Annotated in this window: 9 protein-coding genes; 4 read left to right on the top strand and 5 right to left on the bottom strand. The window is 72.3% G+C overall.

All coding sequences use genetic code 11. The features are described from left to right. Positions 1-307 precede the first annotated feature (307 nt). Positions 308-1,492: a magnesium and cobalt transport protein CorA gene (locus STRBO_RS0111805; protein WP_020665529.1), complete on the bottom strand. Its 1,185-nt coding sequence runs from the start codon at positions 1,490-1,492 to the stop codon at positions 308-310. A gap of 343 nt (positions 1,493-1,835) precedes the next feature. Here STRBO_RS0111805 and STRBO_RS0111810 point away from each other — a divergent pair, with 343 nt between their 5' ends. Then, positions 1,836-2,993, top strand: coding sequence for a winged helix DNA-binding domain-containing protein (locus STRBO_RS0111810; protein WP_020114237.1), 1,158 nt, complete (start codon positions 1,836-1,838; stop codon positions 2,991-2,993). A 197-nt stretch (positions 2,994-3,190) separates the two neighbouring features. On the opposite strand, the gene STRBO_RS0111815 is transcribed toward STRBO_RS0111810, so the two are convergent. The 3 genes from STRBO_RS0111815 to STRBO_RS0111825 all read right to left on the bottom strand — a co-directional run bounded on the left by STRBO_RS0111815 (position 3,191) and on the right by STRBO_RS0111825 (position 8,311). Then, positions 3,191-3,988 (bottom strand): S1 family serine peptidase, encoded by a 798-nt coding sequence (locus STRBO_RS0111815; protein ID WP_005482155.1) that lies wholly within the window; start codon positions 3,986-3,988, stop codon positions 3,191-3,193. 351 nt (positions 3,989-4,339) lie between these two features. Next, complete coding sequence (locus tag STRBO_RS0111820) at positions 4,340-7,198, bottom strand: helix-turn-helix transcriptional regulator (protein ID WP_005482156.1); 2,859 nt, start codon at positions 7,196-7,198, stop codon at positions 4,340-4,342. Positions 7,199-7,411: 213 nt separating this feature from the next. Beyond that, complete coding sequence (locus tag STRBO_RS0111825; protein ID WP_005482157.1) at positions 7,412-8,311, bottom strand: helix-turn-helix transcriptional regulator; 900 nt, start codon at positions 8,309-8,311, stop codon at positions 7,412-7,414. 101 nt (positions 8,312-8,412) lie between these two features. On the opposite strand from STRBO_RS0111825, the gene STRBO_RS0111830 reads away from it, so the two are divergent. Continuing rightward, the gene (locus STRBO_RS0111830) at positions 8,413-10,092 is read left to right on the top strand and encodes an AMP-binding protein (RefSeq protein WP_005482158.1); all 1,680 of its coding nucleotides are present in this window, start codon (positions 8,413-8,415) and stop codon (positions 10,090-10,092) included. Further along, the gene (locus tag STRBO_RS0111835) at positions 10,089-11,681 is read left to right on the top strand and encodes an AMP-binding protein (protein WP_005482159.1); all 1,593 of its coding nucleotides are present in this window, start codon (positions 10,089-10,091) and stop codon (positions 11,679-11,681) included. Before STRBO_RS0111830 ends, STRBO_RS0111835 begins: the two co-directional genes overlap by 4 nt. A 21-nt stretch (positions 11,682-11,702) precedes the next feature. Here STRBO_RS0111835 and STRBO_RS0111840 read toward each other — a convergent pair whose 3' ends face one another. Beyond that, positions 11,703-12,416, bottom strand: coding sequence for a hypothetical protein (locus STRBO_RS0111840; protein ID WP_005482160.1), 714 nt, complete (start codon positions 12,414-12,416; stop codon positions 11,703-11,705). Positions 12,417-12,683: 267 nt separating this feature from the next. Here STRBO_RS0111840 and gcl point away from each other — a divergent pair, with 267 nt between their 5' ends. Continuing rightward, complete coding sequence (gcl, locus tag STRBO_RS0111845) at positions 12,684-14,468, top strand: glyoxylate carboligase (protein WP_028796604.1); 1,785 nt, start codon at positions 12,684-12,686, stop codon at positions 14,466-14,468. The last annotated feature ends 201 nt before the right edge of the window (positions 14,469-14,669 follow it).

Below are 14,669 nucleotides of genomic sequence, written 5' to 3' on the forward strand. Positions count from 1 at the left end.
ATCCATGGAGCCGATGTCGCTGTCTGTTGTCCATCGCGGATGCGGCAACGGACACCGGCAGGATGCTTGGCGGGCAACGGGGCGGCGACGAAGTTGTAGTTACAGGGCCTGTGTCTCGGCTGATTCTCCCCGGATTCTCCCCAGCGGCTTCAGGAGGGCAAAAGTGCTGGTCAGGGTTTCAGTGGAGGCAGGTAGGCGAGATCAGCCGCATCACTTCTCCCCAGGGACTCCCCAGAGCCGATTCTGGCCCGGTCCGCGACCGGTGCGAGAGTAAAGGGCGCATAGGACTGGGCCCCGCAAGAGGGAATCAGAGCCAGTCCCGTCGCTTGAAAATCACGTACAAACTGGCACAGACAACCCCCATGAGGCCGATCGCGAACGGGTATCCGAAGCTCCAGCCCAGCTCCGGCATGTGCTCGAAGTTCATCCCGTAGATAGTTCCTACGAGCGTCGGAGCAAAGAGAATGGCCGCCCAAGAGGAGATCTTCTTGATCTCCTCGTTCTGTTCGAAGCCCGCTTCCGCCAACGCCCTCATCTCCGCGTTCTGTTGCTGGGTGACGAGGGTGGCGTTCACCGTGAGGATGTCGGTGAGGGCCTGCCGGAAGCCGTCGACCCGTTCGCTGGTGTGGGTCACGTGGTCGGCGACGTCGCGGAGGTAGCGCTGGAGTTCGTCGTCCGTCTCGTACTTGGCGAAGCCGGCCATGAGGCCGTGCAGCATGCCGACGAGGGGGCGGGTGGCGCGCTGGAACTCCACCATCTCGCGGGAGAGTTCGTAGATGCGGCGGGAGACCTCCGGGTCGCCGCGGAAGACCTCCGTCTCGATCTCGTCGACGTCGTTCTGCACCCCGGCGACGACGGGCGCGTACCCGTCGACCACCGCGTCGAGGATGGCGTAGAGGACCGCCTCGGGACCCAGCTTCAGCAGCTCCGGGGTCTCCTCCATGCGGCGGCGGACGGCCGACAGGTCCGGTGCCGCGCCGTGCCGGACCGTGATGACGAAGTCCGGCCCCACGAAGACGTGCAGCTCGCCGAAGTCGACCTCCTCGGGGGCGTCGAGATAGCGGGCGGCGCGCAGGACGACGAAGAGGGTGTCGCCGTAGCGCTCCAGCTTGGGACGCTGATGGGCCTCCATCGCGTCCTCGACGGCGAGCGGGTGGAGGTCGAACTCAGCGGCCAGGGAGAGGAGTTCGCCCTCGGTCGGGCGGGCGAGGCCGATCCACGCCATCCCGGCCGGCGCCTCCCGCAGCTCGCGGAAGGTGTCCGCGAGCGTGGCGGGCGAGGAGACGCGTACGCCGTCCTGGTACACGGCCGCCTCGACCACGCTGGCCGCCCGTTCGGCCGGGGTCGGCGCCGCCGGTTCACGGCTCGGGGTGGTGGGCGGGGCGGGTGGTGCCGACGAGGGGGGCAGGGCGCGGCGCCAGCCGGACTTCCGGCCGCCCCTCGGGGCAGGGCCGGCGCTCTCCGGGCCCCGGCGCTCGCGTCGATCGGCCATCGTGGATGCCTTCCGAGTTGCGCGTCACGTACGACTGTGCGATCACCGAGCAGGATATACGGGGCAAACGGCGCGGGCGTGGTGAGAGGCGGACGACGCGACGCGGGCGGCGCGGCGGTGACGGCGTGGCGGGCCGGGGACGGGTGCCTCGCACATGCCCGGCAGCGGGACCGCTGAGCGCTCGCCGCACCCGGTGACGGGCGCACCGCCGCACCCGGTGAGGAGCGCCCCCCCCGGCACACCGCCGCACCCCGGTGCGGGGCAGATCGCCGCGAACACCGACCGCGCGCGTCGAGACCATCGCGGACAGAACCTGTCCGCGACTCCCGCTAGCGTGCGCAGCATGACGAACAAGGCGACCCAGACCGCCCCCCGGCTCGGCATCCAGGCCCTCAACCGCGCGACCCTGGCCCGCCAGCTCCTGCTGCACCGGGCGCCCGTGTCCGCCGAGGCCGCCCCCCGGGCGACCGGCGGCCCCACACCCCCGCCCGTGTCCGCCCACCCCGCCGTCACCCACCTCCTCGGGCTCCAGGCGCAGAACGTACGGCCGCCGTACTACGCCCTCGCCGCCCGGCTGGACGGCTTCGCGCCCGAGCAGCTGTCGACGCTGATGGCCGACCGCGACGTCGTGCGCATCGTCACCATGCGGTCCACGATCCACACGCACACCGCCGACGACTGCCTCGCCCTGCGGCCGCTGGTGCAGCCGGCCCGGGAGCGGGAGCTGAACCTGTTCCGCAAGGGGCTGGCCGGGGTCGACCTGGAGCGGCTGGAGGCGATCGCGCGGGAACTCGTCGAGGAGGAGCCGCGCACCCTGAAGCAGTTGCGCGAGGCGCTGATCGTGGAGTGGCCGGACGCCGACCCGTTCGCTCTCGGCCTCGCCGCGCGCTGCCGGCTGCCGCTCGTGCAGGTCACCCCGCGCGGCCTGTGGGGCAGGAGTGGGCAGGTCGCCCTGACCACCGCCGAGCACTGGCTCGGGCGTCCCGCCCAGCAGGCACCCGCGCCCGAGACCGTCGTCCGGCGTTATCTCGCCGCCTTCGGACCCGCCTCCGTGAAGGACATGCAGGCCTGGGCCGGAGTGACCCGCCTGCGCGAGGCGTTCGAGCGGCTGCGACCGGAGCTGCTCGTCTTCCGCGACGACCGCGGCACCGAACTCTTCGACCTCCCGGACGCGCCTCGCCCCGACCCTGAGACCCCGGCGCCGCCCCGGCTGCTCCCCGAGTTCGACAACCTGCTCCTCTCCCACGCCGACCGCTCCCGCGTGGTCCCGCCGGACCTCAAGGGCCGCTCCTGGCAAGGGAACCAGGCCTATCGCACCTTCCTCGTCGACGGGTTCCTGGCCGGTCTGTGGAAGCTGGACGAGAACCTCCTCACGCTGGAACCCTTCGGCGCTCTCACCGGGGAACAGCGGACCGGCCTGGTGGCGGAGGCCGAGCGGACGCTCCGCACCCTGCACGGCGACGGACCGTACGACATCCGCTTCGGCACGGTCGTCACATGAAGCGCTTCGGCACGGCCACGTGATCCGCTTCGGCACGGTCGCCACGTGATCCGCTTCGCCATCGCGGCCGGCTGAGCGGGCGCCCGCCCCGCGCATGGAGAGGGGGCGCCGCGAACCGCTCGTGGCAGGTTCGCGGCGCCCCCTGGCAGTTCCCGGGGACGTACCCCGGGAGTCTGTCGGCTCGCGCCTCGCCTCGACTACGAGGCGATCTGCGCGGCCACCGTGTTGGAGAAGGTGGTCAGCCGGGTGTAGATGCCGGGGTACTGCGCGTCGGCGCAGCCGTAACCCCAGGAGACTATGCCTGCCAGGACGCCCCCGATCATCAGGGGACCGCCGCTGTCGCCCTGGCAGGTGTCGACGCCGCCGGAGGAGAATCCGGCGCAAACCATGGAGCTCGCCACGAACTCGGAGCCGTAGGAGCTGGAGCTGCCGCAGACCGAGTCGGCCACGACCGGGACGGTCGCGGTGCGCAGCTGGTTGGAGGAGGAGCCGCCCGAGGAGGTGGTGCCCCAGCCGATGATGCGGGCGGTGGTCCCGGCCGCGTAGACGCCCGTCTGCGAGGCGCTGACGTAGGACGCCGTGGTGTAGGGCTGCGCGACGGCGAGCGTCAGCACGGCCACGTCGCTGGTCATCGTGGAGCTGTTGTAGCTCGGGTGGATCCAGATCTTGCTGAGCGTGCTGACCGTGCCGTTGGTGCCGTTGCGGTAGGTGCGGCCGCCCACGACGCGGGTGTTGGAGGTGGTTCTGCCGACCATGCAGTGCGCGGCGGTGATCACCTTGGTGGGCGACACGAGGGTGCCACCACAGAACTGGCTCTGCGAGGCGTTCGTGATCTGCATGACGTACGGGTACGCGCTCGCGGTGGTGGTCGTACCACCCACGATGGGCTGGGGAGCGGCGGCGGCGCCCGGCGCGGTGAGCAGCGCGGCAGCGGCGGCGGCAGCGGTGGCGGCTGCGGCGACCATCGACTTCTTGACGCGGTTGAACCCGAACATGGTTCTCCTCAGGGGGGAGTTGCCGGTGGGGGACGCGCGGGTGGGGGGTGGAGCACAGAGCCTGCGGTGCCGCCCCCGCTCGGGGGAGCCGAGCGGGGGCGGCGGGCCGGTCTGTGTGCCCTGGCGTGCGGCACGTCACAAAAAATAGGAGCCGGAGTCATCCCCTCCCAAGGGGGGATCCCCCTAAGGGAGTTGGGAAGGGAAAACCCTCGATGACCCGGGCCGGGGTTTGAGCCTAGGCTGAAGCCGCAAGGTCGCTGCGCGCACCTGGTCCCGCCGAGGCGCGGCGGACGCGGGCGCGACGACAGGGCCCAGGTCCCGGGAGGGGCTCGTCAGCCGGTCCCGGGGAGGTCAGTTCGTACGGTGTCCCGCCGCCAGTCGCACGATGTCCACACGCGACCGGATGCCCAGCTTCCGGTAGACGCGCGTCAGTGTCGCCTCGACCGTCTTCACGCTGATGTAGAGCCGGCCGGCGATCTCCCGGTTCGTCGCACCCTCCATGACCAGCTCCGCGACCTGCCGTTCGGTCGCCGCGAGCACGGCGAGGGCGTCCAGCGCCGACGGCGCGATCGCGGGCTGCTGCGGAGGCGCCGGGGCGACGGAGGCCTCCTCCACCCGGCGCAGCCACGGCAGGGCACGGCAGCGGCGGAACAGCCGGGACGCCTCGTCGTACGAGCCGGGCCCGGACGCCGGCGCCGCCCCCGGCCGGGCGAGGCCCGGCCCCTGCGGAAGGGCGCGCAGCCCTGCGAGGGCGAAGGCGGCCCGCGCCTCCTCCAGACCGTAGCCGAGCTTGGCCAGCCGGTCCTGCGCCGACGTCAACTGCCGTACGGCGGCGTCCTGTTCACCCCGCGCCGCGCGCACAAGCGCCTCGGCCCGGTCGAGGACGGCGAGCACACTCTCCCGGCCGAGCCGCAGCGCCTGCTGCCGGGTGACGTCGATGACGTCCTGGGCCTCCGTCAACTCGTTCACCCGTACCAGGGCTTCGGCGAGATCGCCGTGCCACCGGCCGCGCGCGGGATCGTAGATCCCGAGGCCGTCCTCCAACTCCCGTACGCGGCGCAGGGACTGCACCGTGCCCGGCGCGTCCCCGGCGACCAGCTGGGCGTGCCCGAGGGCGCCCAGGGCGCGGGAGAGGTACATCAGGTCGCCGTCCTGCTCCGCGCGGTCGGCGGCCTCGCGGGCGAGCGCCCGGGCCCGCTCCACATCGCCGCCGGCGGCCTCCGCGAGCGAGGTGAGCATGGCGGACGCGCCCTCGCCGATGCCGGAGTCGCGGGCGAGGACGTAGCCCTCGCGGGCGAGGTCGAGCGCCCGGCCGCAGTGCCCGGAGCGCAGCTCGGTCTCGGCGAGGAAGCGCACGTAGTGCACCTCGCTCTCGACCATGCCGCGCCGGCGCACCTCGCGCAGCAGCGAGGTGATCGTGGCGCGGGCCTCGCCGAGCTGGTCGCTCATCATCAGCCAGCGGAAGCGGGTCGCGCCCGCCCCGTTGTGGTGGCAGGCCAGCTGCGGGTCCTGCGGCTCCTTCAGGGCCCGCTTGATCGTCATGGGCGCGTCCGGGTGGCCCATCAGCATCTCGGTCTGGGCCTGGAAGGAGAGCGCGAGCAGCTCGGTGCGCCGGTCCTCGGCCCGCGCCGCCAGCTCCGCGGCCCGGGCGGCCTCCTCCCGGCTCTGCGCGAAGTCGCCTTCGAGGACCAGGGCGCGCCAGGCCAGCTGGTAGCGGACCAGGCCGAGCAGCCGCGGGTCGTCGCCCGCGTCGGCGAGGACCTGCGGGTACACGGCGTCGACCTCGGCGAGCGACTGCCCGGCCGCGTCGATCACCACCATCCAGGCCCGGACCCGCTCGGCGGGCTCGGTGGCCCGGCTCAGCACCTCACGGGCGATGTCCCGGCCGAGGTCGTTCTCCCCGGCGGTCAGCGCGTCCTCGGCGGCCTGCAGCCGCCGCTCGTCGGGACCCGGTGTGGCGTCCGCCGGGGTGCGCCGGGCCGAGAGGAGCCCCAGCTCGGCGGCGACCGAGGGCGCGCCCCGGTCCCGGGCCACGGCCGCGGCCTCGCCGAGCCGCGCGGCGACCAGCGGATCGGTGCCGTGCGTGGACAGCGCCAGGTGCCGGGCCCGCTCGATGGGGTCGACGGCGGCGGTGGACAGCGCGGCGTGGGCGGCCCGCCGCTCCTGGGCGGTCGCCTCGGCGTACAGCGCGGCCGACACCAGCGGGTGCGCGAACCGTACGCCCGGACCCTCCCGCTCCGGCGCGAGCAGCCCCAGCTCGACGGCCTGCGCGGCCTCCGCCTCGGCGTTCTCCCGCCCGGCGGCGCGCAGCAGCGCCACGGTGGGCCGGGCGCCGGCACTGGCGACGAGCAGGGTGCGGCGGGCCTCGGCCGAGAGCATGTCCAGCCGGTTCAGGACCAGGGTCCGCAGCGAGGTCGGCACGGGCAGCTGCTCACCGGGACGCGGCGGCGTCGGGCTGTCGGCGAGGGCCCGGCCCAGCTCCAGGGCGAAGAGCGGGTTGCCGCCGCTGGTGCGGTGGATGTCGCGTACGGCGGAGCGGGGCAGACCGGTGTGGCCGCGGTGCTCCAGCAGCTCGGCGACGTGCGTCCTCGACAGCGGGGTGAGCCGGAGGGCGAGGGTGTCGGGCGGGGACGCGCGTAGATACCTGTCCTGCTCGTGACCGTGCGGGTCCGTCGAGGTGCGTACGGCGCACAGCATGCGCACCGGCAGCTCGCCCAGCCGCCGCGCGGCGAACCCGAGCAGCTCCACACTGGCCGGATCCAGCCACTGGAGGTCGTCCGCGACGATCAGCACCGGGCCCTTGGCGGCCAGGGCGCGCAGGGTCGACAGCACGGCCAGCCGGAGCGCGAGCCCGTCGCGCTGGAGGGTGGACTCGCCACGACCGGTGAGCGCGGACTCCAGCGCGGTGCGCTGCGGCGCGGGCAGCTGCTCGGACACCTCGTCCATGACCAGCCCGAGCAGATCGGTCAGCGCGAGGAAGGGCAGATGCGACTCGGACTCGGTGGCCGAGCAGCGCAGGACCGTCCGTGCCGATTCCTCGTATTCCGCGGCCAGAGCGCGCAGGATCGTCGATTTCCCGATACCCGCGGAACCGTGCACGAGCACGCTGCCGCCCCGCGCCAGCTGCTCACGCGCCGCCGTGAACAGCTCCTCCCGGCCAATGACCAGGTCGGGGCGGGGTCTCCCAGGCTCCTTGTACTCCCGTCGCACGGGCCACCGCTCCCCTCGAGTGTCGTGTCCGGGCCAATATTAGGCATCCGGTCATTGAATTTCGGAACGTAGACCCGGTGTGGGAAATAACAGGAAGGGTACGGCACAGGGAATTTCACCTGCCCGTTACATGAAAGCCGGGCTTCGCAACACCCCCGTCTCGGCGCGGGACCACGCCCGACGAGGGCCCGCCGGGCCGCCGGGGACGGAGTTCTACGGCAGCTGCCCCGCCCGCCGGGCGGCCACCACCGCCTCCAGACGGGTGTGCGCCCCGAGCTTCCGCATGGCCGACCGCAGATACGCCTTCACGGTCTCCGGACGCAGTCCCAGCCGCCGCGCCGCGACCGCGTTCGTCGCGCCCATCGCCACACAGGCCAGCACATCCACCTCACGCGCGGTGAGGGCGGTCCGCTCACCGCCGCCCGGGGCGGGCACGGCCCGATCGCCTGTGACCTCGCCGGAGGGGGACGCGCCCGCGAGCCGTCCGCACACCCGCAGCAGCTCCGCCCGCAGCGCCGGATCGTCGATGCGCGGGGCCAGCGCGCGCAGCGCTCCGTGCGCCTCCCGGACCTCCTCCCACGCCCCGGCCGAGTCTCCGTGCTCGACGGTCGTCCGGGCCGTGACCAGCAGGTTCCGTGCCTCGTCCCGCACCACCAGCGCCTGCTCCAGGTCCCGCGCCGCGTCCAGCGCGGCACCCACCGTGCGGTCGCCCAGCGGCTGCGCCGCGCGCAGGGCGCCGTACAGCACCCCGCGCACCTGACGCCGTACGACGACGGGGACCGCGAGGACGGAGCGGATGCCCTCGGCGGCGACCGCGGCGTCGTACTCGTGACTGATCTGGCGTGACAGTGAGTAGTCGGTCACCCAGCAGGGGCGGGCCAGGGCCACCGTCCTGCCGCCGAGGCCGTTGCCCGCGTGCACGGCGAGACCGCTGAGCGCGGTCGTCCGGTGGCCCTGGAGTTCGCTGATGCGCAATTGCCCGGGGCCGGGCTCGACCAGCCCGGCGAAGGCGAGGGGCAGCCCGGTGGACCGCCGCAGGATGCGCAGGGCGCTCCGCAGGTCCGCCTTTTCCGGCCAGACCGTCCCGAGGGGATACGAGGGATCGGTTGCCACGAACTCACCCCTTCCGCGCGGCGCACCCCCGTTCGGGGGTGGTGAGACGTGTATCACGCATTACACGATGTCAGGCAACGGTCCGGCAATGAGGAGGACACATGTCGGCGAGGACGAGCGCCACGGACGAGTTCCGGGCGGCCCGGGACTTCCTGCTGGCCCATCGTGAGGACTACGCCACGGCCTACGAGGGCTTCACCTGGCCACGCCCCGAGTACTTCAACTGGGCGCTCGACTGGTTCGACGTGATCGCACGCGGGAACGACCGCGCGGCGCTGCACATCGTCGAGGAGGACGGCACCGAGACCGTGGTCTCCTTCGCCGAGATGTCCGAGCGCTCGTCCCGGGTCGCCAACCGGCTGCGGGACCGGGGCGTCCGCGCCGACGACCGTATCCTCGTCATGCTCGGCAACCAGGCGGAGTTGTGGGAGACGGCCCTCGCCGCGATGAAGCTGCGGGCCGTCGTCATCCCCGCCACCCCGCTGCTCGGCCCCGCCGACCTGCGCGACCGGGTGGAGCGCGGCCGGGTCAGGCACGTGATCGTACGGGCCGAGGACGCCCCCAAGTTCGCGGACGTGCCCGGCCGTTACACCCGTACGACGGTCGGCGGCACGGTGGACGGCTGGCGGCCGTACGAGGAGGCGTACGCGGCCCCCGCCCGGTTCGAGCCGAACGGGCCGACCAACGCCTCCGACCCGCTGATGCTGTACTTCACCTCGGGCACGACCGCCCGGCCCAAGCTGGTCGAGCACACCCATGTGTCGTACCCCGTGGGCCACTTGGCGACCATGTACTGGATCGGCCTCAAGCCCGGCGACGTGCATCTGAACATCTCCTCGCCCGGCTGGGCCAAGCACGCCTGGTCCAACCTCTTCGCCCCCTGGAACGCGGAGGCGACGGTGTTCATCCACAACTACACCCGCTTCGACGCGGGCCGGCTGCTGTCGGAGATGGACCGCGCCGGCGTCACCACCTTCTGCGCCCCGCCGACCGTGTGGCGGATGCTGATCCAGGCCGACCTCACCCAGCTGAGGACCCCGCCCCGGGAGGTCGTCGCCGCCGGCGAACCCCTCAACCCCGAGGTGATCGAGCAGGTGCGCCGCGCCTGGGGCGTGGACATCCGCGACGGCTTCGGCCAGACCGAGACCGCCGTCCAGGTCTCCAACAGCCCCGGCCAGGAAGTCAAGACCGGCTCGATGGGCCGGCCCGGCCCCGGCTTCGAGGTCGTCCTCCTCGACCCCGTCTCGGGCGCCCCCGGCGCCGACGAGGGAGAGATCGCCCTCGACCTCTCCAACCGCCCGGTCGGTGTCATGACCGGTTACCACGGCGACCCGGACCGTACGGCGGAGGCGATGGCCGGCGGCTTCTACCGCACCGGTGACATCGGCTCCCGCGACGAGGACGGCTACATCACCTACGTGGGGCGCGCGGACGACGTGTTCAAGGCCAGCGACTACAAGATCAGCCCCTTCGAGCTGGAGAGCGCCCTGCTGGAGCACGACGCGGTCGCCGAGGCGGCCGTCGTGCCGGCGCCGGACGAGCTGCGCCTCGCCGTGCCGAAGGCGTACATCGTGCTGGCGGCAGGCTGGGAGCCGGGCCCGGACACCGCGAAGGTGCTGTTCGAGCACTCCCGGACCGTCCTCGCCCCCTACAAGCGGCTCCGCCGCCTGGAGTTCGGCGACCTGCCGAAGACCGTGTCCGGCAAGATCCGCCGTATCCAGCTGCGCGAGGCCACGGCCGCGGGCTCGGACGCGGAGTACCGCGAGGAGGACTTCCGGTGAGCGGCGAGCTGTCCTACACCCACGGCACCGGTGGCACCGCCCTGCTCGGCGACACCATCGGCGTCAACCTCGACCGCGCGGTCGAGGCCTGGCCCGACCGCGAGATGCTCGTCGACCTGCCCTCCGGTCGCCGCTGGACGTACGCCCGGTTCGCCGCCGACGTCGACGCGCTGGCGTACGCGCTGCGCGCGAGCGGCGTCGACAAGGGCGACCGGGTCGGCATCTGGGCCGTCAACTGTCCGGAGTGGGTGCTCGTCCAGTACGCCACCGCCCGCATCGGCGCGATCATGGTGAACATCAACCCGGCCTACCGCACCCACGAGGTCGAGTACGTCCTCGAACAGGCGGGCGTGTCCCTGCTCTTCGCCTCGCTCAGCCACAAGGCGAGCGACTACCGGGCGATGGTCGAGGAAGTGCGCACCCGCTGTCCGAGGCTGCGGGAGACCGTCTACTTCGGGGACCCGAGCTGGGACGCGCTGATCGCGCGCGGGACACCGGTGCCGTTCGAGGACCTGTCCTGCGACGACCCCATCAACATCCAGTACACCTCCGGCACCACCGGCTTCCCCAAGGGGGCGACCCTCTCCCACCACAACATCCTCAACAACGGCTACTTCGTGGGGGAGTCGCTCGCCTACACCGAGCGGGACCGGATCTGTGTGCCCGTGCCCTTCTACCACTGCTTCGGCATGGTGATGGGCAACCTCGCGGCCACCTCGCACGGCGCCTGCGTCGTCATCCCGGCCCCGTCCTTCGACGCGAGGGCCACCCTGGAGGCCGTCCAGCGCGAGCGCTGCACCTCCCTGTACGGCGTACCGACCATGTTCATCGCGGAGCTGAACCTCCCCGACTTCGGCGCGTACGACCTCTCCTCCCTGCGCACCGGCATCATGGCGGGCTCGCCCTGCCCGGTGGAGGTGATGAAGCGGGTGGTCACCGAGATGCACATGAGGGAGGTCTCGATCTGCTACGGCATGACCGAGACCTCGCCCGTGTCCACCCAGACCCGGCGCGACGACGACCTGGAACACCGCACCGCCACCGTCGGCCGCGTCCTGCCGCACATCGAGGTGAAGGTCGTCGACCCGGTGACCGGGGTGACGCGACCACGCGGCACCGCAGGGGAGTTGTGCACCCGCGGCTACAGCGTGATGCTCGGCTACTGGGAGGAACCGGAGAAGACCGCCGAGGCCGTCGACCCCGGCCGGTGGATGCACACCGGCGACCTGGCGACCATGCGCGAGGACGGATACGTCGAGATCGTCGGACGGATCAAGGACATGATCATCCGGGGTGGCGAGAACATCTACCCGCGCGAGATCGAGGAGTTCCTGTACGGCCACCCGAAGATCGCCGACGTCCAGGTGGTGGGGGTGCCGCACGAGCGGTACGGCGAGGAGGTGCTGGCTTGCGTCATCCCGCACGAGGGCGCCGAACCGCTCACCCTGGAGGAGCTACGGGCCTACTGCGACGGGCAGTTGGCGCACTACAAGATCCCGAGCGCGCTCCGTGTCCTGGACTCCTTCCCGATGACGGTGTCGGGGAAGGTGCGGAAGATCGAGTTGCGGGAGCGGTACGCCGCCGGATAGCCGCCGCGCGCGAGCGCCGCCTCAGGCCCCCGCACCCAGGGCGACCAGCTCCGTCGCCGCGCCGTTCACGGGCTGCGGGGTGCCCGTGAGGTCCAGGACGAACAGGCAGACGCCCAGGCCGTCGGCGCGGTCGCGGACGTCCTCGCCGTACCCGGCGAGGGAGAAGTAGAGGCAGCCGGTGGACTCCGTCATGGCGGTCAGCCACAGGCACTCGACATCGCGCCGCGAGGCCGGGCGGACCGACGGGTCCACCTGGGCCAGGACGCCCCGCGCGGCCAGGCCTATCCCGGACGGCTGGCGCCGGTCGGCGCGCCGGATGTCCCGGTAGCCCAGCCAGCGCAGATAGAGGGCGACGGCGGTGACCGCGTCGCGGTCCGTGCGGATGGTGAAGGGCCGGAAGGCCGCCCGGGGACCGGCGGGCTCTCCGGCGGTGCCGAGGGCGCCGCCCGGGCTCGGCGCGGGCAGGGTGCCGGACACGGGCACGCGCAGCACGGTCCCGCAGGCGCAGCCCAGCTCCGGATGGGGCCACTCACCGGCGCGGCCGCAGCCTCCGCAGCGGACGGTGACCCAGTCCTCGTCCCAGGTGTGGTGGGTGACGGAGGTGGGGGTGGCGCGGCGGTTCAGGGGCGGGGCGACCGGGGTGCCGCACGCGCAGGGGTAGGCAGGCGGGGCGTACCGGTGTTCCCGCCCGCAGTCCGGGCACCGCACCGCCATGCTCTCGCTCATGATCCCCACCCCACCACCCGAGCCGCACCGAGAACGCCTCCTCATCGTCCTCCAGCCGGGGCGGCTCCGGCAGGCAAACACCCCGAGACGCACCGGTGGATCGGCGCTGCCCGCGCCCTTGACGCTCCCTGCCGCCCCTCCTAATCTGATTCCAGATAGCAGAAAAGCTTTTCCGCATTGCGAAATAATGATGGAAAGGTCACTGACGGAATAACGGAAGTGCTCACCGCGGGGCGCGACGGGAGTGGGTCCGGCAGCTGAAGCAGGAGTGAGCACATGGCTCGTATGACCGCTGCCCGCGCGGCAGTCGAGATCCTCAAGCGCGAGGGTGTCCGTGACGCGTTCGGTGTCCCCGGCGCGGCGATCAACCCCTTCTACGCGGCCCTGAAGGCCGCCGGCGGGATCCAGCACACCCTGGCCCGGCACGTCGAAGGCGCGTCGCACATGGCCGAGGGTTACACCCGCACCCGTCCCGGCAACATCGGCGTGTGCCTCGGCACCTCCGGGCCCGCCGGGACCGACATGATCACCGGCCTCTACTCGGCCACCGGCGACTCCGTCCCGATCCTCTGCGTCACGGGCCAGGCGCCCACGGCCGTGATCCACAAGGAGGACTTCCAGGCGGTCGACATCGCCTCCATCGCCGGGCCGGTCACCAAGATGGCCGTGACCGTGCTGGAGGCCGCGCAGGTCCCCGGAGTGTTCCAGCAGGCCTTCCACCTGATGCGCTCGGGCCGTCCGGGGCCGGTCCTCGTCGACCTGCCGATCGACGTCCAGCTCACCGAGATCGAGTTCGACCCCGACACCTACGCGCCGCTGCCGGTCTACAAGCCGGTCGCCACCCGTGCCCAGATCGAGAAGGCGATCGGGCTGCTGAACGCGTCGCAGCGGCCGCTGATCGTCGCCGGCGGCGGTGTCATCAATGCCGACGCGTCCGAACTCCTCGTGGAGTTCGCCGAGTTGACGGGCGTTCCGGTGGTGCCCACGCTCATGGGCTGGGGCGTCCTGCCCGACGACCACGAGCTGAACGCCGGCATGGTCGGTCTGCAGACCTCGCACCGCTACGGCAACGCGACCTTCCTGGAGTCCGACTTCGTCCTCGGCATCGGCAACCGCTGGGCCAACCGGCACACCGGCAAGCTGGACGTCTACACGGCCGGACGGAGGTTCGTTCACGTCGACATCGAGCCCACCCAGATCGGCCGGATCTTCGCCCCCGACTACGGCATCGCCTCCGACGCCCGGGCCGCGCTGGAGCTGTTCGTCACGGTGGCACGGGAGTCGCAGGCGGACGGCCTTCTGCCGGACCGCTCCGCGTGGGCGGCCGACGCGCAGGACCGCAAGGCCCGCCTCCAGCGCCGTACGCACTTCGACGACATCCCGATCAAGCCGCAGCGCGTGTACGAGGAGATGAACAGGGCGTTCGGCCCCGAGACCCGGTACGTCTCCACCATCGGCCTCTCCCAGATCGCCGGCGCCCAGATGCTGCACGTCCACCGTCCGCGCCACTGGATCAACTGCGGCCAGGCGGGCCCGCTCGGCTGGACGGTCCCGGCCGCGCTCGGCGTGGCGAAGGCCGACCCGGAGGCGTCCGTGGTCGCCCTGTCCGGCGACTACGACTTCCAGTTCATGATCGAGGAGCTGGCGGTCGGGGCACAGCATCGCATCCCGTACATTCACGTCCTGGTCAACAACGCCTACCTGGGCCTCATCCGCCAGGCCCAGCGCGCCTTCGACATCGACTTCCAGGTCAACCTGGAGTTCGAGAACGTCAACTCGCCCGAGCTGGGCGTCTACGGCGTCGACCACGTGAAGGTCGCCGAGGGGCTCGGCTGCAAGGCGATCCGGGTGACCGACCCGGCCGAGCTGGGCGCCGCCCTCGAAGAGGCGAAGAAGCTCGCGGCCCGGTACCGGGTGCCGGTCGTCGTCGAGGTGATCCTGGAGCGCGTCACCGACATCGCGATGTCCACGACCAACGACATCGGCGACGTGACGGAGTTCGAGGAGATCGCGACGGAGCCGGGCCACGCGCCCACGTCGATCGGGTCGTTGCGGGTCTGAGAGGTCGTACGCGGCTGGGGGGCGGCCGTCCGAGGGGCGAGCCGCCCCCTTCGGCGGTGCGTGGGCGCGAGCGGACGGCGACGTGAAGCGCGACGAGGGGAGGCCCTGCGGCGGCGCGACCCCGCTGGACGCGAGCCGCTTCGTCGTACCGCCGCAGGGCCTCCCCCTGCCACCCCGGGTCTCCCCCGATCCCCGGGCCCC

This window comes from Streptomyces bottropensis ATCC 25435, from assembly GCF_000383595.1.
Classification (GTDB): Bacteria; Actinomycetota; Actinomycetes; order Streptomycetales; family Streptomycetaceae; genus Streptomyces; species Streptomyces bottropensis.

What these genes read in the sequence shown, in the direction of transcription:
- STRBO_RS0111805 (WP_020665529.1), bottom strand. Translation starts at nt 1,492, where the DNA reads ATGGCCGATCGACGCGAGCGCCGGGGCCCGGAGAGCGCCGGCCCTGCC.
- STRBO_RS0111815 (WP_005482155.1), bottom strand. Translation starts at nt 3,988, where the DNA reads ATGTTCGGGTTCAACCGCGTCAAGAAGTCGATGGTCGCCGCAGCCGCC.
- STRBO_RS0111810 (WP_020114237.1), top strand. Translation starts at nt 1,836, where the DNA reads ATGACGAACAAGGCGACCCAGACCGCCCCCCGGCTCGGCATCCAGGCC.
- gcl (WP_028796604.1), top strand. Translation starts at nt 12,684, where the DNA reads ATGGCTCGTATGACCGCTGCCCGCGCGGCAGTCGAGATCCTCAAGCGC.
- STRBO_RS0111830 (WP_005482158.1), top strand. Translation starts at nt 8,413, where the DNA reads ATGTCGGCGAGGACGAGCGCCACGGACGAGTTCCGGGCGGCCCGGGAC.